This is a genomic window from Agrococcus sp. SL85 (assembly GCF_026625845.1).
Classification (GTDB): domain Bacteria; phylum Actinomycetota; class Actinomycetes; order Actinomycetales; family Microbacteriaceae; genus Agrococcus.
The window spans coordinates 25240-42427 of record NZ_CP113066.1 but is presented as its reverse complement, the minus strand read 5'-3'; the positions used below and the strand labels follow the sequence as shown (position 1 = coordinate 42427).

General features: G+C 74.0%; 18 protein-coding genes and 3 pseudogenes. 16 read left to right on the top strand and 5 right to left on the bottom strand.

Features of this window, described 5'->3' with window-relative positions; translation table 11 throughout:
• Nucleotides 1-80 precede the first annotated feature (80 nt).
• Nucleotides 81-362, bottom strand: coding sequence for a hypothetical protein (locus tag OVA14_RS00210; protein ID WP_267505608.1), 282 nt, complete (start codon nucleotides 360-362; stop codon nucleotides 81-83).
• Between OVA14_RS00210 and OVA14_RS00205 the strand changes: the two are divergent.
• The 11 genes and pseudogenes from OVA14_RS00205 to dapF all read left to right on the top strand — a co-directional run bounded on the left by OVA14_RS00205 (nucleotide 265) and on the right by dapF (nucleotide 10578).
• Nucleotides 265-2941: pseudogene (locus OVA14_RS00205) on the top strand (DNA translocase FtsK). The gene OVA14_RS00210 and the pseudogene OVA14_RS00205 overlap by 98 nt on opposite strands.
• A gap of 30 nt (nucleotides 2942-2971) precedes the next feature.
• Nucleotides 2972-3574 carry a CDP-diacylglycerol--glycerol-3-phosphate 3-phosphatidyltransferase gene (pgsA, locus tag OVA14_RS00200; RefSeq protein ID WP_267504335.1) on the top strand — a complete coding sequence of 201 codons (603 nt, stop codon included), beginning with the start codon at nucleotides 2972-2974 and terminating at the stop codon, nucleotides 3572-3574.
• On the top strand, nucleotides 3571-4128 hold the full coding sequence (locus OVA14_RS00195) for a CinA family protein (protein ID WP_267504334.1): 558 nt from the start codon (nucleotides 3571-3573) through the stop codon (nucleotides 4126-4128). Before pgsA ends, OVA14_RS00195 begins: the two co-directional genes overlap by 4 nt.
• A gap of 119 nt (nucleotides 4129-4247) precedes the next feature.
• Nucleotides 4248-4553 (top strand): annotated as a pseudogene (locus OVA14_RS00190) (helix-turn-helix domain-containing protein); the annotation flags it as partial.
• 37 nt (nucleotides 4554-4590) lie between these two features.
• On the top strand, nucleotides 4591-4812 hold the full coding sequence (locus OVA14_RS00185; RefSeq protein WP_267504333.1) for a DUF3046 domain-containing protein: 222 nt from the start codon (nucleotides 4591-4593) through the stop codon (nucleotides 4810-4812).
• A 179-nt stretch (nucleotides 4813-4991) separates the two neighbouring features.
• On the top strand, nucleotides 4992-6068 hold the full coding sequence (gene recA / locus OVA14_RS00180) for a recombinase RecA (protein WP_267504332.1): 1077 nt from the start codon (nucleotides 4992-4994) through the stop codon (nucleotides 6066-6068).
• Complete coding sequence (locus OVA14_RS00175) at nucleotides 6065-6664, top strand: regulatory protein RecX (protein WP_267504331.1); 600 nt, start codon at nucleotides 6065-6067, stop codon at nucleotides 6662-6664. Before recA ends, OVA14_RS00175 begins: the two co-directional genes overlap by 4 nt.
• Nucleotides 6665-6751: 87 nt before the next feature.
• Nucleotides 6752-7219: a hypothetical protein gene (locus OVA14_RS00170; RefSeq protein WP_267504330.1), complete on the top strand. Its 468-nt coding sequence runs from the start codon at nucleotides 6752-6754 to the stop codon at nucleotides 7217-7219.
• A 94-nt stretch (nucleotides 7220-7313) separates the two neighbouring features.
• Nucleotides 7314-8804: a tRNA (N6-isopentenyl adenosine(37)-C2)-methylthiotransferase MiaB gene (gene miaB / locus OVA14_RS00165; protein ID WP_267504329.1), complete on the top strand. Its 1491-nt coding sequence runs from the start codon at nucleotides 7314-7316 to the stop codon at nucleotides 8802-8804.
• Entirely contained in the window at nucleotides 8801-9709 is a 909-nt protein-coding gene (gene miaA / locus OVA14_RS00160) for a tRNA (adenosine(37)-N6)-dimethylallyltransferase MiaA (protein ID WP_267504328.1), read from the top strand. Before miaB ends, miaA begins: the two co-directional genes overlap by 4 nt.
• Nucleotides 9706-10578, top strand: a complete 873-nt coding sequence (gene dapF / locus OVA14_RS00155; protein WP_267504327.1) for a diaminopimelate epimerase — start codon at nucleotides 9706-9708, stop codon at nucleotides 10576-10578. The genes miaA and dapF overlap by 4 nt, the downstream gene beginning before the upstream one ends.
• Before the next feature lie 90 nt (nucleotides 10579-10668).
• Here the strand turns inward: dapF and OVA14_RS00150 are convergent, their stop codons facing one another.
• On the bottom strand, nucleotides 10669-11280 hold the full coding sequence (locus OVA14_RS00150; RefSeq protein WP_267504326.1) for a class I SAM-dependent methyltransferase: 612 nt from the start codon (nucleotides 11278-11280) through the stop codon (nucleotides 10669-10671).
• 26 nt (nucleotides 11281-11306) lie between these two features.
• On the opposite strand from OVA14_RS00150, the gene hflX reads away from it, so the two are divergent.
• Entirely contained in the window at nucleotides 11307-12821 is a 1515-nt protein-coding gene (gene hflX / locus OVA14_RS00145) for a GTPase HflX (RefSeq protein ID WP_267504325.1), read from the top strand.
• On the opposite strand, the gene OVA14_RS00140 is transcribed toward hflX, so the two are convergent.
• The 3 genes and pseudogenes from OVA14_RS00140 to OVA14_RS13645 all read right to left on the bottom strand — a co-directional run.
• Nucleotides 12818-13540, bottom strand: coding sequence for an alpha/beta fold hydrolase (locus OVA14_RS00140; RefSeq protein WP_267504324.1), 723 nt, complete (start codon nucleotides 13538-13540; stop codon nucleotides 12818-12820). The genes hflX and OVA14_RS00140 overlap by 4 nt on opposite strands.
• Nucleotides 13541-13542: 2 nt before the next feature.
• Complete coding sequence (lexA, locus tag OVA14_RS00135) at nucleotides 13543-13971, bottom strand: transcriptional repressor LexA (protein ID WP_420710630.1); 429 nt, start codon at nucleotides 13969-13971, stop codon at nucleotides 13543-13545.
• A pseudogene (locus OVA14_RS13645) lies at nucleotides 13956-14170 on the bottom strand (LexA family protein); the annotation flags it as partial. The pseudogene OVA14_RS13645 and the gene lexA, both read right to left, overlap by 16 nt.
• A gap of 251 nt (nucleotides 14171-14421) precedes the next feature.
• Here OVA14_RS13645 and OVA14_RS00130 point away from each other — a divergent pair.
• The 4 genes from OVA14_RS00130 to hisH are packed head-to-tail and all read left to right on the top strand — an operon-like array spanning nucleotide 14422 to nucleotide 17165.
• A complete protein-coding gene (locus OVA14_RS00130; protein WP_267504323.1) occupies nucleotides 14422-14772 on the top strand; it encodes a hypothetical protein in 351 nt (116 codons plus the stop codon).
• 51 nt (nucleotides 14773-14823) lie between these two features.
• Complete coding sequence (locus OVA14_RS00125) at nucleotides 14824-15921, top strand: histidinol-phosphate transaminase (RefSeq protein ID WP_420710629.1); 1098 nt, start codon at nucleotides 14824-14826, stop codon at nucleotides 15919-15921.
• 9 nt (nucleotides 15922-15930) lie between these two features.
• Nucleotides 15931-16530, top strand: a complete 600-nt coding sequence (gene hisB / locus OVA14_RS00120; protein ID WP_267504321.1) for an imidazoleglycerol-phosphate dehydratase HisB — start codon at nucleotides 15931-15933, stop codon at nucleotides 16528-16530.
• Nucleotides 16527-17165, top strand: coding sequence for an imidazole glycerol phosphate synthase subunit HisH (gene hisH, locus OVA14_RS00115; RefSeq protein WP_267504320.1), 639 nt, complete (start codon nucleotides 16527-16529; stop codon nucleotides 17163-17165). Before hisB ends, hisH begins: the two co-directional genes overlap by 4 nt.
• Nucleotides 17166-17188 lie beyond the last annotated feature (23 nt).

The window sequence follows — 17188 nt, the reverse complement described above, 5'->3', positions numbered from 1 at the left end:
GGAGCGCGCCGCACCCTCCACGGGGGCGGCGCGCTCCTGCGTTCGACGGAGCGCCTCCCGGGCCCGCGGGGCGGCCGCGCCTAGGGTGTGCGCATGGCCACGAGCACGAAGCCGCCGCGCGGCGGCGCCTCCGGCAAGGGCTCCTCGAAGGGGAGCTCCACCGGGCGCGCCCCGCGCACGTCCCCGACGCAGCGCACGACCCGCGCCACGAAGGTCCAGCCGACCTTCGAGGAGACGGGGCCGGGCGCCGGCCAGCGCGCCTGGATGGCGCTCGCGCACGCGACGGGCGGCGCGGCCCGTGTCTTCGGGCGCGAGTCGCTCGAGAAGGACGAGCGCCGCGACGGCGTGCCCTTCCTGCTCACGCTGCTCGCGATCGCCGGGGCCGTGGTCGAGTGGATCCTGCCCGCGAACCAGGTCGCGCAGGCGATCTCGGCCTACACGCTCGGGGGCCTCTTCGGGCAGGTCGCGATCGCACTGCCGGTCGTCTTCGTCCTCCTCGCGCTCTGGATGTTCCGCCATCCCGCCTCAGTGAGCGACAACGGCCGCGTCGGCGTCGGCCTCGCGATGCTGCTCATGGCCGTCGCGGGCCTCTGCCACGTGCTGCTCGGCATGCCCGACGCCTCGCTCGGCATGCCGGCCCTGGCCGACGCGGGCGGCATCCTCGGCTGGGTCTTCGCGGCCCCGCTCGCGGCGCTCATCGCGCCGGTCGGCGCCGGCATCGTCGCCGGGCTCATCGCGCTGCTCTCGGTCCTCGTGATCACCGCGACCGCGCCCACCCGCATCCCCGAGCGCCTGCAGGACCTCTACGCCTACCTCTTCGGGCTCGACGCAGCGACGCAGGAGGAGCGCGACGAGGCGCGCCGCGCGCGCCGCGAGGAGCGCAGGGCCGCACGCACGGCCGAGGCGGAGGACGAGGTCGTCGAGGACGGCGACGACCTGCCGTTCTGGCGCCGCAACAGCACGGGCCGCGAGGTCGACCCCGCCTACGACAGCCCGGTGCTCGTCGATCGCGACCAGGTCGACCGCGACGAGGTCGACCCCGACGCCGGCACGGCGTCCATGGAGTCGCTCTTCGGGGTCGCCGTCGAGCCGGAGGAGGCGCCCGCCGTCTCGCCGCGCGAGCACGACGAGTACGCCACGGAGGTGCTCGCATCGCTCGAGCAGGCCGAGGCGGCCATTGCGCGCACGACGGGCGAGCAGCCGGAGCTGCCCGCCGCGCCCGCTGCGCAGGCGCCCCGCCGGGAGCGCCCCTACCGCCTCCCGTCGATCGCCTCGCTGGGGCAGGGCGACGCCCCGAAGGCGCGCTCGGCGGCGAACGACGAGATCGTCGCCGCCATCACGCAGGTGCTGTCGTCCTTCAACGTCGACGCGAAGGTCACCGGGTTCTCCCGCGGCCCGACGGTCACGCGCTACGAGATCGAGGTCGCGCCCGGCGTGAAGGTCGAGCGCGTCACCGCGCTGTCGAAGAACCTCTCCTACGCCGTCGCGTCGAACGAGGTGCGCATCCTCTCGCCCATCCCCGGCAAGAGCGCCATCGGCATCGAGATCCCGAACCCCGACCGCGAGACGGTGAAGCTCGGCGACGTGCTGCGCTCGCGCGCGGCCGGCGAGTCGCGCCACCCGATGACGATCGGCATCGGCAAGGACGTCGAGGGCGGCTTCGTCGTCGCGAACCTCGCGAAGATGCCGCACCTCCTCGTCGCGGGCTCCACGGGCTCCGGCAAGTCGTCGTTCGTCAACTCGATGATCACGAGCCTTCTCATGCGCGCGACGCCCGCCGAGGTGCGCATGGTGCTCGTCGACCCGAAGCGCGTCGAGCTCACCGCCTACCAGGGCGTGCCGCACCTCATCACGCCCATCATCACGAACCCCAAGAAGGCCGCCGAGGCGCTGCAGTGGGTCGTGAAGGAGATGGACATGCGGTACGACGACCTCGCGTCGTTCGGCTACAAGCACATCGACGACTTCAACGCCGCGGTCCGCAACGACGAGATCGTGCTGCCCGCCGGCAGCCAGCGCACGCTGAAGCCCTACCCGTACCTGCTCGTCGTCGTCGACGAGGCTCGCCGACCTCATGATGGTGGCACCGCGCGACGTCGAGGACTCGATCGTCCGCATCACGCAGCTCGCCCGCGCGGCCGGCATCCACCTCGTGCTCGCGACGCAGCGTCCCTCGGTCGACGTCGTGACGGGCCTCATCAAGGCCAACGTGCCCTCGCGCTTCGCGTTCGCGGTGTCGTCGGTCACCGACTCCCGCGTCATCCTCGACCAGCCGGGCGCCGACAAGCTCATCGGCCAGGGCGACGGCCTGTTCCTGCCCATGGGCGCCAACAAGTCGATGCGCGTGCAGGGGGCCTGGGTCGACGAGGCCGAGATCCAGCGCGTCGTGCAGCACGTCACGGGCCAGGCCCAGCCGGAGTACCGCGACGACGTCGCGGAGGTCGCCGAGAAGCGCGAGATCGACGCCGACATCGGCGACGACCTCGAGGACCTGTGCGCAGCGGCAGAGCTCGTCGTCTCGACCCAGTTCGGCTCGACCTCGATGCTGCAGCGCAAGCTGCGCGTCGGCTTCGCGAAGGCGGGCCGCCTCATGGACCTGATGGAGTCGCGCGAGATCGTCGGCCCCTCGGAGGGCTCGAAGGCGCGCGACGTGCTCGTGCCGCCGGACGGCCTCGCGGCCGTGCTCGCGTCGCTGCGCGGCGAGGGCCCTGCGCCCGCGCCGTCGGCGCCCGCTGCCGCCGCCCCTGCCGGGACGAGCGCCGCCGTGGTGGGAGCCGGTGCAGCGGGCGCGGCCGCCGCCGGCGACGACGAGGGCGAGGCGTGGGTCGATTCGGACGACCGCTACGCGGACCCCTTCGACGAGGCGAACCGCGACGGGCTCGAGGTCGTGGAGGCCGAGGGCGACGACGAGGACGCCTGGTCCCTGACCGGGCGCGACTGACGCTCGGGACGCGCGGGTAGCCTGGGCCGCATGGGGATCCTCAGCCCGCTCCGCGGTCGCATCTGGGCGCGGGGCGATGCCCCGGCCAGCGTCCTGAGCGTGCCGAACCTCATCTCCTTCGTCCGCATCCTGCTGACGCCGGTCTTCATCGCCGTCGCGCTCGCGAACCCGGAGCCGGGCGCCGCGCGCACGGCCGCGGCGGTGCTGTTCGCGGTGCTCATCGCCACCGACTTCGTCGACGGCTGGATCGCGCGCGGCAGGAACCTCGTGACCGACCTCGGCAAGCTCGTCGACCCGATCGCCGACAAGGCGATCACCGGCAGCGCCTTCGTCGTGCTGTCGATCCTCGGCGAGCTCGACTGGTGGATCACGGCCGTCGTCCTCGTGCGCGAGGTCGGCATCACGCTCTACCGGCTCGTCGTCGCGACGCAGGTCGTGATCGCGGCGGACTGGGCAGGCAAGGCGAAGACGATGGCGCAGGGCATCGCGCTGCCGCTCGCGCTCCTGCCGCTGCAGGCCTGGGTGGGCGAGTGGGGCCACTGGGTCTGCGTCGCGACGATGTCGGTCGCGGTGGCGCTCACGATCTACTCGGGGCTGGAGTTCGCGGTGCAGGCGGCGCGGAGCCGGCGGTGACCGAGCACGCGGGCGTCGAGGCGCTCGCCGAGCGCGCCGTCCTCCGCGCGATCGAGCGCGGCGCGACGCTCGCCGTCGCCGAGTCGCTCACGGGCGGCGCGCTCGCGGCGGCGCTCGTCGGGGTCCCCGGCGCGTCCGCGGTGCTGCGCCTCGGGGTCGTCGCCTACGCGACCGAGATGAAGGGCTCGGTGCTCCACGTGCCCGCGGCGCTGCTCCGCGAGCGCGGGCCGGTCGATCCGGAGGTCGCGGTCGCGATGGCGCGCGGCGCGCGGGAGCTCGCGGCGATCGACCGCGCAGCGTGCACCATCGGTGTCGCGACGACGGGCGTCGCGGGCCCCGATCCGCAGGACGGGCATGCGCCGGGCGAGTTCCACGTCGGGCTCGAGGCGCGCGTTGCGACCGGCCGCGCCGTCAGCGCGGCGTCGCGCGCCGTCGACGGCGACCGGTCGGCCGTGCGCGAGGCGGCGGTCCGGGCGGCGCTCGAGCTGCTCCTCGAGGCGCTCGACCGCGACGATCTCGCGCCCGACGGCCCCCACAGCGGATCCACACCCTGAACCGGGGCTGCTGCGGAATGCGTCCGCTCGGATGGGTGTTGTCATCGGTACGCGCCCCGGAGGAGCCGCAGGTCCTGCGGACTAGGCTGGGGCATCCGACCACGGTGGAGGGGGAGACCATGGTGCTGGTTCGACAGGAGATCGGCGACGTGCTGCGCGACGTCCGCCTGCGGCAGGGCAGGACCCTGCGGCAGGTCGCATCGCGGGCCTCCGTCGCGCTCGGCTACCTGAGCGAGGTGGAGCGCGGGCAGAAGGAGGCCTCGAGCGAGATCCTCGCCTCGGTGGCCGAGGCGCTCGAGGTGCCGCTGTCGAGCATCCTGCGAGAGGTGGGGGACCGTCTCGCAGTGCTCGAGGGCCTGACGTTCGCGGAGCTCGACGCTCCGCTCACGACGCTGGGCTCGGTGCCCGACACGCTGCCCGACGAGGCTCGTCGCGGAGTTCGACGCGGCCGTCCGGTAGGCGATGCGCGGGAGCGAGCTGCAGATCGCGGTCCGCGAGGAGTTCGGCGCCCTGGGCGCCGTCCTGCTCGCGGACCTCGTGCTCGAGCGCCTGGGCGGCCGGACCGGCGCCGAGGCGCTCCGCGGCGGCGTGCCCGCGCGCGAGGTCTGGGCGGCGCTCTGCGAGTCGCAGGACGTGCCGGCCGACCGCCGCCACGGCAGGGGGCTGCGCGACCCGCGCGCCTGAGGCGCTCGCCGCGCGGCACGAGCCGAGCCGACACGCCGCATCGCCGTTCGAAGATCCGTTCGAACGAGGCGTACGCTGGAGGGGTCCGACGGTCCCGTCTCCACAGGCGGTGCCGGTGGCCGCCCGCATGTCGGTGGCCCGACGTACCGTGAGCGCATCCCACCAACGGAAGGCCAGCAATGCCCACACCCGCAGACCGCGAGAAGTCGCTCGAGGCGGCGCTCGCGCAGATCGACCGCCAGTTCGGCAAGGGGACGGTGATGCGCCTCGGCAGCGAGGAGCGCGCCCCCGTCGAGGTCATCCCCACCGGTTCCATCGCCCTCGACGTAGCGCTCGGCATCGGCGGCCTCCCGCGCGGCCGCATCATCGAGATCTACGGCCCGGAGTCCTCGGGCAAGACCACGCTCACGCTCCACGCGATCGCGAACGCCCAGCGCAACGGCGGCATCGCCGCCTTCATCGACGCCGAGCACGCGCTCGACCCGGAGTACGCCCGCAAGCTCGGCGTCGACATCGACGCGCTGCTCGTCTCGCAGCCCGACACGGGCGAGCAGGCGCTCGAGATCGCCGACATGCTCGTGCGCTCCGGCTCGATCGACCTCGTCGTGGTCGACTCGGTCGCTGCGCTCGTGCCGCGCGCCGAGATCGAGGGCGAGATGGGCGACAGCCACGTCGGCCTGCAGGCCCGCCTCATGTCGCAGGCGCTGCGCAAGCTCACCGGTGGCCTCAACCAGACGCAGACCACGATGATCTTCATCAACCAGCTGCGCGAGAAGATCGGCGTCTTCTTCGGCAGCCCCGAGACCACCGCGGGCGGCAAGGCGCTGAAGTTCTACGCCTCGGTGCGCCTCGACATCCGTCGCATCGAGACCCTGAAGGACGGCGCAGAGGCGGTCGGCAACCGCACGCGCGTCAAGGTCGTGAAGAACAAGATGGCGCCGCCGTTCAAGCAGGCCGAGTTCGACATCCTCTACGGCGTCGGCGTCTCGCGCGAGGGCAGCCTCATCGACTTCGGCGTCGAGCACGGCATCGTCCGCAAGTCGGGCGCCTGGTACACGTACGACGGCGACCAGCTCGGCCAGGGCAAGGAGAACGCCCGCAACTTCCTGCTGAAGAACCCTGACATCGCCGCCGACATCGAGCGCCAGATCCTGGGCAAGCTCGGCATCGGCGCCGAGGGCAAGGCGGCGCAGGCGCAGGCGCAGGCGCAGGTCGAGTCCCTCGACGCCCGTCGCGAGGAGCGCAAGGGCGCGTGAGCGAGCCCGATCGCATGGCAGGCGTCGTCGAGCTCTCCGCCTGGATCGCCAGCAAGGACGACGACGCACGAGGCCCCGTCCAGCAGGACGGGGCCTCGGCCGCATCCGACGAGCGCGACGCGCCGTCGGCGCCGCCGGACGAGGAGTCGGCGCGCTCGATCGCGCTCCGCGCCCTCGGCCGCCGGGCCGCGAGCCGGCAGGAGCTCGATCGCGCGCTCGAGCGGCGCGAGGTCGAGCCCGAGGTGCGCGAGGCCGTCCTCGACCGCCTCGAGCGCGAGGGCCTCGTCGACGACGCGCAGCTCGCGCAGGACCTCGCCGAGCGCCTGCGCGAGCGCAAGCAGCTGGGGGAGCGCGGCGTCGCCGCCGAGCTCCGTCGCCGCGGCCTCGATCCCGAGGTGCTCGAGCGTCCCGACGACGGCGACGAGCTCGAGCGCGCGATCGAGGCCGCTGCCGATCGGCGCCGCCGCATGGGCTCGCTCGACGACGAGACCGCGGAGCGCAGGCTCGCGGGCTTCCTGCAGCGGCGGGGCTTCGGCGGCGGCGCGGTGCGCATGGCCATCGAGCGCACGCGGCCACGGGGGCCTCGCTTCCGCTGACGGCATGGCGGGCGAGCCGAGCGCGCTCGCCCGCAAGCCTCAGCAGGCATCCAGGTAGGCGAAGCGGCGCCCGGCTACGTTCCCGCTATGAAGACCTCCAGGATGCTCGCTGTCCCGGCAATCGCCGCCGTGTCCCTCCTCGCCCTCACGGGCTGCTTCCAGCTGCCCCCGATGGGCGGTGCCACCACCGGCACCGACGCCACCACCGAGCCCGACGGCGGCTCGGACGACGGCAGCGGCGACACCGCCGACCTCGCGGGCACCTCGTGGACCGGCGACTTCAACGGCCAGGTCTCCGACATCGCCTTCACCCTCAACGAGGACGGCACGATCGACTTCTCCGACTGGGCGGGCGACACGTTCGACTCGCCGGCCGACGTCTGGTCGCAGGACGGCGACACGATCGAGATGACGATCACGCAGATCTCCGTCGACGAGACGGGCCAGGAGTCCTTCGACGTCACGCTCTCGGGCAGCGCGGCCGACGGCTCGATGGAGCTGAGCGGCCAGGGCACCGACGGCGGCGACTACGAGCTGAGCGCCTCGCAGGGCTGAGCGCCCCGCAGCGCTGCGATCCACGACGGCGGACCGCCCCCGCGGGGCGGTCCGCCGTCGCACGTCCCGGCACCGCCGCCGGTACCCTCGGAGCATGTCCGCGATCGCTCCGGTGCGCACCTACGAGGTGAAGACCTTCGGGTGCCAGATGAACGTCCACGACTCCGAGCGGATGCGCGGATCGCTCGAGGACGCAGGCTACGCCGAAGCCGTCGACGGCGCCCCTGACGTCGTCGTCATCAACACCTGCGCCGTGCGCGAGAACGCCGACACGAAGCTCTACGGGCACCTCGGCCACCTCGCGAAGACGAAGCGCGAGCGGCCCGGCTTCCAGATCGCGGTCGGCGGCTGCCTGGCGCAGAAGGACCGCGCCACGATCGTCGAGCGCGCGCCCTGGGTCGACGTCGTCTTCGGCACCCACAACATGGGCTCGCTGCCGGCGCTGCTCGAGCGCAGCCGCCACAACGACGAGGCGCAGGTCGAGATCCTCGAGTCGCTCGAGGTCTTCCCGTCGACGCTGCCGACGAAGCGCGAGTCGACCTACGCCGGCTGGGTCTCGATCTCGGTCGGCTGCAACAACACCTGCACGTTCTGCATCGTGCCCTCGCTCCGCGGCAAGGAGCGCGACCGCCGCCCGGGCGAGGTGCTCGCCGAGGTGCAGGCGCTCGTCGACGACGGCGCGATCGAGGTCACGCTGCTGGGCCAGAACGTCAACTCCTACGGTGTCGAGTTCGGCGACCGCCTGGCCTTCGGCAAGCTGCTGCGCGCCGCAGGCGAGATCGACGGCCTCGAGCGCATCCGCTTCACGAGCCCGCACCCCGCCGCCTTCACCGACGACGTCATCGACGCGATGGCCGAGACGCCCGCGGTGATGCCGCAGCTGCACATGCCCCTGCAGTCAGGCTCCGACCGCGTGCTGAAGGCGATGCGCCGCTCCTACCGGTCGACGCGGTTCCTCGGCATCCTCGACCGCGTGCGCGAGCGCATCCCGCACGCGGCCATCACGACCGACCTCATCGTCGGGTTCCCCGGCGAGACCGACGAGGACTTCGAGGACACCCTGCGCGTCGTCGAGGCCTCGCGCTTCGCGTCGGCCTTCACCTTCCAGTACTCGATCCGCCCGGGCACCCCCGCGGCCACGATGCCCGACCAGGTGCCGAAGGAGGTCGTGCAGGAGCGCTTCGAGCGGCTCATCGCGCTCCAGGACCGCATCTCGGCCGAGGAGAACCGACGCCAGGTCGGCCGCACCGTCGACGTGCTGGTCGCGATCGGCGAGGGCAAGAAGGACGCCGAGACGCACCGCCTCTCGGGCCGCGCCGAGGACAACCGCCTCGTGCACTTCGCGCCAGGCGATGCGCAGCCGCGCCCTGGCGACGTCGCCACGGTCGAGATCACGCAGGCTGCACCGTTCCACCTCCTCGCCGACGCCGGCGTGCAGCACGTGCGCCGCACGCGCTCGGGCGACGCGTGGGACCGCGCGCAGGCCGACTCCTGCGCGGTCCCGGCGGTCGGCGCGGGTGCCGGCGGCGCCGTCCAGGGCGGCGCCGTCTCGCTCGGCCTGCCGACCCTCCGCATCGGCGCGTGACGCTCATCGCCGTCGTCGGCGCCACCGGCACCGGCAAGACGGCGCGCTCGATCGCGATCGCGGATGCGGTGGCGGCGCTCGGCGCGCGCGCCGAGGTGGTGAACTGCGACGCGATGCAGCTCTACCGCGGCATGGACGTCGGCACGGCCAAGGCGACGGAGGCCGAGCGCGCGGGGCATCCGCACCACCTGCTCGACGTGCTGGACCCGTGGCAGGACGCGGCGGTCGCCGCCTACCGCGAGGCGGCGCTCGCCGCCGTCGCGGGCATCGAGGCGCGCGGGGCCGTGCCGATCCTCGTCGGCGGCTCGGGCCTGTACGCCTCGAGCGTCCTCTACGACTTCGCCTTCCCCGCCACCGACGAGGCGCTGCGCGCCCGGCTCGAGGCCGAGCTGACGGTCACGGGCGCCGCCGCGATGCACGCGCGCCTCGAGGCGGTCGACCCGGCGGCGGCCGAGGCGATCGGGCCGCACAACGGCCGCCGCCTCGTGCGCGCGCTCGAGGCCGTGACCCTCACGGGCGAGCCCTTCCGCGTGGGCCTCCCCGCGGAGGAGTCGCTCGCGCGGCCGACGATCATCCAGCACGAGCGCACGCCCCGCGACGAGCTCGTGCAGCGGCTCGACGCGCGCGTGGAGCGCATGTGGGCCGAGGGGATGCTCGACGAGGTGCGCACGCTGCGCGAGGCCGGCATCGAGCGCGGCACGACGGCGCAGCAGGCGATCGGCTACCGGCAGGCGCTCGACCAGCTCGACGGCCGCATCGACGAGGCCGAGGCGATCGCGCGCACGCAGGCGCTGACCCGCCGCTACGCGCGACGCCAGGTCTCCTGGTTCCAGCGCTACCCGGCGGCCGAGCCGCTGCCCGCCGCCGAGCTCGCGGCGCGCGCGGTCGGTAGCCTGGAGGCATGACCTCCCTCGCCGCGCAGCCGCCCGTCGCCTTCGCGAAGGGCCACGGCACCGGCAACGACTTCGTGCTGCTCGCCGACCCCGAGGGCGCTTCGCCGCTCGATGCCGACCGCGTGCGCGCGCTCGCCGACCGGCGCTTCGGCATCGGCGGCGACGGCGTCATCCGCGCCGTGCGCGCCGGCAGCGCGGGCGACGCGGCGCTCGACGCCGCCGAGCCGGGCACGTGGGCCATGGACTACTGGAACGCCGACGGCACCACGAGCGAGATGTGCGGGAACGGCGTGCGCGTGTTCGTCCGCTACCTGCTCGAGGAGGGCCTCGTGCGCCTCGCGGACGGCGAGGTGCTCCAGATCGTGACGCGCGCCGGGACCAAGCGCGTCGAGCGTCGCGGCCCGCTGCTCTCGGCCGACCTCGGCCCCTTCGAGCTCGGCGGCGACCGCCTCGTCGCCGCCCACGGCCTCGACGTCGCGCGACCGGGTCTCGACGTCTCCACCGGCAACCCCCACGTCGTCGTCGCCCTCGCGGGCGAGGACGAGCTCGAGGCGCTCGACCTGCACGCCGCGCCCGCGCTCGACCCGCTGCCCGCCGACGGCGCGAACGTCGAGTTCGCGGTGCCGGGCGCGATCGCCGACGGCGTGGGCGCGATCCGGATGCGCGTGCACGAGCGCGGCGTCGGAGAGACGCTCTCGTGCGGCACGGGGGCGGTCGCGGCCGCGATGGCGGTGCGGCACTGGTCGGGTGACGCGGCCGACCGCTGGATCGTCGACGTGCCGGGCGGACGGCTCGAGGTCGAGGTCGACGAGCGCGGCCACGCGTGGCTCACGGGCCCGGCCGAGATCGTCGCGCGCGGCGAGGCGACGCTCGCGCGCTGATCCGCGGGTGGCCGCGCCGCGTGCCGCCTCCCCGCAGGTCGCCTCGCCGCGGGTCGCCGCGCCGCGGGTCGCCTCGCCGCGGGCCGCCGCTCAGCCCTCCGACGGCGCGGTGACCGCGAGGATCCGGTACGTCTTCTTCGACGTCGCCCGCTCCACGTCGAAGCCGGGGAAGCGCTCCTCGAGCCATCGCTGGAGCGAGTCCGCGCCCAGATGCTTCTGCACGACGAGCCACGCGGTGCCGTCGGGTGCGAGGCGGGGGAGCCAGGCCTCGAGCAGCGCGTGCAGCTGCGCCTTGCCGATGCGGATGGGCGGGTTCGACCAGATCGTCGCGAAGCGCACGTCGGCGGGCACGAGCTCTGGTGTCGCAGGGGTGATGTTCGATAGACTGAGCAGCTCGGCATTCCGCTCCACGAGCGAGAGCGCACGGGCGTTGACGTCGACCGCCCACACGCGGGCGGCGGGGGAGCGGAGCGCGAGCGTCGCCGCGATCGGCCCCCAGCCGCAGCCGAGGTCCAGCAGATCGCCGGACTCGGGCGGAGCGGGCACGGCGTCGAGGAGCACCGACGTGCCCACGTCGAGGCGGTCGCCGGAGAAGACGCCGGTGGCGGTCACCATCTCCCGCTCGGAGCCCGCGAGCGGCACCCGGATGGTGCGGAGCGCCTCGGGCGCGGCAGGATCGGGCGAGAAGTAGTGGTCCGGCACGGATCGACAGTAGCGAAGGACGAAGCATGGCAGCACCGCAGGACGGCACCGTGGACGGCGAGGGCGCCGGCCGCGCGACGGACCGCATCCTGGCGTGGGCGCAGCCCTCGGAGGCGCTCCTCGCGGAGCGCGCGCAGGCGCTGCAGGCGAGCGTGGCCGACGGCGACCGCGACGGCGAGCAGCTCGACCGCGCCGACCGCGCTGCGCTGCGCCGCGTCGACGGCCTCCGCACCGAGCTCGAGGACGTCACCGAGGTCGAGTACCGCGAGCTGCGCCTCGAGAACGTCGTCCTCGTGGGCGTGCACTCGGGCTCCGTCGAGGACGCCGAGCAGTCGCTGCGCGAGCTCGCGGCGCTCGCCGAGACGGCGGGCGCGAGCGTGCTCGCCGGGCTCCTGCAGCGCCGCCCCAACCCGGACCCCGCGACGTACGTCGGCCGCGGCAAGGCCGAGGAGCTCGCCGACGTCGTGAAGGAGCTGGGCGCGGACACCGTCATCGCCGACTCCGAGCTCGCCCCGAGCCAGCGCCGCGCGCTCGAGGACAAGGTGAAGGTCAAGGTCATCGACCGCACCGCGGTGATCCTCGACATCTTCAGCCAGCACGCCAAGAGCCGCGAGGGCAAGGCGCAGGTCGAGCTCGCGCAGCTCGAGTACCTGCTGCCGCGCCTGCGCGGCTGGGGCGAGTCGATGTCGCGCCAGGCCGGCGGCCAGGTCGGCGGCCAGGGCGCGGGCATGGGCTCGCGCGGCCCCGGCGAGACGAAGATCGAGCTCGACCGCCGCCGCATCCACACGCGCATGGCGCGCCTGCGTCGGCAGATCAAGGGCTTCGCGCCCGCGCGCCAGGCGAAGCGCGCCAACCGCGACCGGTTCGAGGTGCCGGGCGTCGCGATCGCCGGCTACACGAACGCAGGCAAGTCGAGCCTCCTCAACCGCATCACGGGCGCCGGCGTGCTCGTCGAGAACGCGCTGTTCGCGACGCTCGACACGAGCGTGCGCCGCGCGCGCACGCCGGACGGCCGGGAGTTCACGATCGCCGACACGGTCGGCTTCGTGCGCAACCTGCCCCACCAGCTCGTCGAGGCCTTCCGCTCGACGCTCGAGGAGGTCGCGGAGTCCGAGGTCGTCGTGCACGTCGTCGACGCGAGCCACCCGGATCCCGCGGCGCAGCTGCAGACGGTGCGCGACGTCATCGGCGAGACCGGCGCGCGCGACATCCCCGAGGTCGTCGTCTTCAACAAGAGCGACCTCGTCGACGACGGCACGCGGCTCGTGCTGCGCGGCCTCCAGCCGGACGCCGTCTTCGCCTCGGCGCGGACGGGCGAGGGCGTCGACGAGCTGCTGGGACGGATCGCCGCCCTGCTGCCGCGGCCGAGCGTGCCGGTCTCGCTGCTCGTGCCCTACGACCGGGGCGACGTCGTGGCAGACCTGCACGACCGCTTCGAGGTGGTGCAGGAGGACTACGTCGAGGCCGGCACGCGCATCGACGCGATGGTGACCGAGGCCGAGGCGGGTCGCCTGCGCGACTTCGTGGTCGACGCGGCCTAGTCGAGCCAGTCCTCGACGGCGGCCGCGACGGCCTCCGGCGACTCGAGCGGCAGCAGGTGCGTGCCGGGCAGCGTCCGGTGCTCGGCGACGGGGATCCGCGCGACGAGCGCGGCCGCGTGGTCCGGCAGCACCTCGCCGTCGTCCGCGGTGAGCAGGAGCACGGGGGAGCGGAGGCGCTCGAGGCGTGCGAGGTCGAACGCGGGCTCGGTGCGCCAGAGCCGCAGCGAGTCCTCGAGCGCGGCGTCGAAGGCCCGGGGCTCGGGGGAGCGGCGCGCGAAGGCGGCACGGAGCCGCTCGCGCGTCGCGTGCTCTCGCATGCTCGCGTCGAAGCCCTCGGGGTTCGGCGCGCCCTCGAGCGCGAGGTACTGGTCGATCGCGACGATCCGGCGCACGAGGTCCGGCCGCTCGAGCGCGGCGAGCACCGCGGCGACCGCCCCGTCGCTCCAGCCGACGAGGTGCGCGGGTCCGCCCACGACCTCCTCGAGGAAGCGCACGGCCTCGTGGCCCATCGCCGCGTAGGTGAAGGGCGCGCCGGCGCGGGGCGTCGCGCCGTGGCCGCGCCGGTCGAAGGCGTGCACGCGGCGCCGCTCGGCGAGCAGGCGGCCGAGCGGACGCATCGCCCCGGAGTGCGAGAGCCCGCCGTGCAGCAGCACGACGGGCTCCCCCGCGCCCGCGACGTCGTGCCAGGTCGGCACGCCGTCGATCGGGACGAGCGGCACGGTCAGACGGCGCGCAGCACGGCGACGACGCGGCCGAGCACCTCGGCCTCGTCGCCGAGGATGGGCTCGAACGCGGAGTTGCGCGGCAGCAGCCAGGTGTGGCCGTCCCGCTGGCGGAACACCTTGACGGTCGCCTCGCCGTCGAGCATGGCCGCCACGATGTCGCCGTTCTCCGCGGTGCGCTGCTGCCGCACGACGACCCAGTCGCCGTCGCAGATCGCGGCGTCGATCATCGAGTCGCCGACCACGTTCAGCATGAACAGGTCGCCGCCCGAGCCCACGAGCTGCTTGGGCAGCGGCAGGACGTCCTCGACCTGCTGCTCGGCGGTGATGGGGATGCCGGCGGCGATGCGGCCGACGAGCGGGACGAACGTGGCCTGCTCCATGCTGCCGGCGGCCGAGTCGGTCTCGTCCTCCACCAGCACCTCGATCGCGCGCGGCCGCGCGGGATCGCGGCGGATGGCGCCGGCGAGCTCGAGCCTGCCCGAGCTGGTGCGTGACGCTCGAGAGCGAGGAGAGGCCGACGGCGTCGCCGATCTCGCGGTAGCTCGGCGGGTAGCCGCGCTGGCGCACCGCCTGCTGGATCACCTGCAGGATCGCCTGCTGCTTCTCGGTCAGCTGCCTGGTCATGCCCGCTCCGCTCCGCCTGCCGTCGGCGCCCGGAGGTGGGCGTGTCAGTGGCCTGCGCTTGACTGCTCTCGGTTCGAAAGCGTATCCGACGGATGCCCAGGAACCACACAGATGTTCGACCGTGTCGCGGCATTCCTCCGCGACAGGGCTTGACGCATCGCTCAGATCGAAGATACATTCGAAACAGAGGTTCGCAGGCGGCGCTCCCGGCCGAGCACCGCCTGCGGACCCCAGACCGAGAGGAGCAGGCGATGACCACCATCACCGCGATCACCCCGAGCCCCCGTCTGCGCATCACCGCGCGCGGCCGCCGCGCGCTCGCCCTGCTGGTCGCAGCCCCCGTCCTCGCCCTCGGCGCCCTCGGCGGCGCGGGCATCGTCGGCCAGGCCGTCTCCGGCGCGGTCGCCTCGAGCTCCACCGAGACCCAGGCCTTCCAGGAGGTCACGGTGCTGCCCGGCCAGTCGCTGTGGCAGATCGCGCTCTCGGTCGCGCCCGACGCCGACCCGCGCGAGGTCGTCGCCGAGATCGAGCTGCTGAACGGCATCGCCGGCGCGATCCAGCCGGGCGACCGCCTCGCCATCCCCGCCGAGTACGCCTCCTGAGCCGCTGCCCGGGCCTGCGCGGCCCGGGTGCGCACGCCGTCCTAGGCTGGTCTGGTGACGAGCCTCGACGACCTCCCGATCCGTGACGACCTCCGCGGGCTGACGCCGTACGGCGCGCCGCAGCTGGAGGTGCCCGTGCGGCTCAACGTCAACGAGAACGCCTACCGCGTGCCCGAGGGCGTCGCCCTCGACATCGTGCAGGAGATCGCGAGGGCCCTGCCCGAGGCGAACCGCTACCCGGACCGGGAGTTCGACGAGCTCCGCGCCGCCTTCGCCCGCTACCTCGGCCACGGCGTCGTTCCGGAGCAGATCTGGGCCGGCAACGGGTCGAACGAGGTGCTGCAGCACGTGCTGCAGGCCTTCGGCGGACCCGGCCGCACGCTGCTCTCGTTCACGCCCACGTACTCCATGTACCCGCTCCTCGCGCGCGGCGTCGGCATGGCCTACGTCGGCGTGCCCCGCGAGGAGGGCTTCGCGCTGACGCCCGCGGGCGTCCGGTCGGCGATCGAGGAGCACGACCCCGACGTCGTGTTCCTCTGCGCCCCCAACAACCCCACGGGCACGGCCATCGGCCTCGACGTGGTCGAGGCGGCGCTCGAGGCCGCGCGCGGCATCGTGCTCGTCGACGAGGCCTATGCCGAGTTCGCGCACGACCGCTCGCAGACGGCGCTCTCGCTGCTCGAGCGCTCGCCGCGCCTGCTCGTCTCGCGCACGATGAGCAAGGCCTTCGCGTTCGCGGGCATCCGCGTGGGCTACCTCGCCGCGCACCCGGCGGTCGTCGACGCGCTGCGCCTCGTGCGCCTGCCGTACCACCTCTCTGCCATCACGCAGGCCGCCGCCGTCGCGGCGCTCCGCCACAGCGACGAGATGCTCTCGCGCGTCGACGCGCTGCGCGTCCAGCGCGACCGCATCGTCGACGAGCTCTCGGCGCTCGGCTACGCGCCGCACCCCTCCGACGCGAACTTCGTGCTCGTCGGCGGCGTCGACGATCCGCGCGCCACCTTCGAGGCGCTCCTCGCGCGCGGCATCCTCGTGCGGGACGTGGGTCTGCCGGGCACGCTGCGCATCACCGCCGGCACCGAGGCTGAGACCACGGCGCTGCTCGAGGCGATGGCGGCGCTGTCCGGCGCGGGATCCGCCGCCGAATAGGATCGAGCCATGGCCCGCACCGCATCCATCGAGCGCACGACGAGCGAGTCGAGCATCCGCCTCTCGCTCGACCTCGACGGCACGGGCGCCTCGTCGATCTCGACGACGGTGCCGTTCTACGACCACATGCTCACGGCCTTCGCCAAGCACTCGCTCATCGACCTGACGATCGAGGCCTCCGGCGACACCGACATCGACGCCCACCACACGGTCGAGGACACCGCGATCGCGCTCGGCCTCGCGCTCGCCGACGCGCTCGGCGACAAGGCGGGCGTGCGCCGCTACGGCGACGCGACCGTGCCCCTCGACGAGGCCCTCGCGCGCGCCGTCGTCGACCTCTCCGGCCGGCCCTTCCTCGTGCACTCCGGCGAGCCCGCGGGCTTCGAGCTGCACCGCATCGGCGGCCACTTCACGGGCTCGCTCGTGCGGCACGTGCTCGAGGCGATCGCGCTCAACGCCCGCATCACGCTGCACCTCGAGGTGCTCGCGGGCCGCGACCCGCACCACATCGCCGAGGCCGAGTTCAAGGCGCTCGCGCGCGCGATGCGCGCGGCCGTCGAGCCCGACTCGCGCGTGCGCGGCGTGCCCTCCACCAAGGGAGCGCTGTGACGGCGTCCCGCCCCCGCGTCGCGCTGCTCGACCACGGCTTCGGCAACGTCCACTCGGCCGCGAAGGCGCTCGAGCTGGCCGGGGCCGACGTGACGCTCACGGTCGACCGCCGCGAGGTGCTCGAGTCCGACGGCCTCGTCGTGCCCGGGGTCGGCTCGATGGCGGCCGTCATGGCCGGCATCCAGGCCATCCACGGCGGCGAGCTCATCGGACGCCGCCTCGCGGGCGGCAGGCCCGTCCTCGGCATCTGCGTCGGCATGCAGGCGCTCTTCGCCACGGGCGAGGAGGGCGGCGGCGAGGTCGTCGGCCTCGACGAGTGGCCGGGCGTGGTGCGGCGGCTCGAGGCGCCGATCCTGCCGCACATGGGCTGGGCCGAGGTCGAGGCGCCGGAGGGCTCGATGCTCTTCGAGGGCGTGCGCGACGAGCGCTTCTACTTCGTGCACTCCTACGCCGCGACCGAGTGGCTCATCGATCCGCACCCGCGGATCCGGCAGCCGCAGGTCACGTGGGCCCACCACGGCGAGCGGTTCATCGCCGCCGTCGAGAACGGCCCGCTCTCGGCCACGCAGTTCCACCCCGAGAAGTCGGGCGAGGCGGGGATCCGCCTGCTCGGCAACTGGGTTCGCTCGCTCTGACCGACGGCAGTAGCATCGCTACG

Excerpts from the sequence above, each read along its gene's own strand:
- pgsA (WP_267504335.1), top strand. The coding sequence starts at position 2,972 with ATGGGGATCCTCAGCCCGCTCCGCGGTCGCATCTGGGCGCGGGGCGAT.
- OVA14_RS00185 (WP_267504333.1), top strand. The coding sequence starts at position 4,591 with ATGCGCGGGAGCGAGCTGCAGATCGCGGTCCGCGAGGAGTTCGGCGCC.
- recA (WP_267504332.1), top strand. The coding sequence starts at position 4,992 with ATGCCCACACCCGCAGACCGCGAGAAGTCGCTCGAGGCGGCGCTCGCG.
- OVA14_RS00170 (WP_267504330.1), top strand. The coding sequence starts at position 6,752 with ATGAAGACCTCCAGGATGCTCGCTGTCCCGGCAATCGCCGCCGTGTCC.
- miaB (WP_267504329.1), top strand. The coding sequence starts at position 7,314 with ATGTCCGCGATCGCTCCGGTGCGCACCTACGAGGTGAAGACCTTCGGG.
- dapF (WP_267504327.1), top strand. The coding sequence starts at position 9,706 with ATGACCTCCCTCGCCGCGCAGCCGCCCGTCGCCTTCGCGAAGGGCCAC.
- hflX (WP_267504325.1), top strand. The coding sequence starts at position 11,307 with ATGGCAGCACCGCAGGACGGCACCGTGGACGGCGAGGGCGCCGGCCGC.
- OVA14_RS00130 (WP_267504323.1), top strand. The coding sequence starts at position 14,422 with ATGACCACCATCACCGCGATCACCCCGAGCCCCCGTCTGCGCATCACC.
- hisB (WP_267504321.1), top strand. The coding sequence starts at position 15,931 with ATGGCCCGCACCGCATCCATCGAGCGCACGACGAGCGAGTCGAGCATC.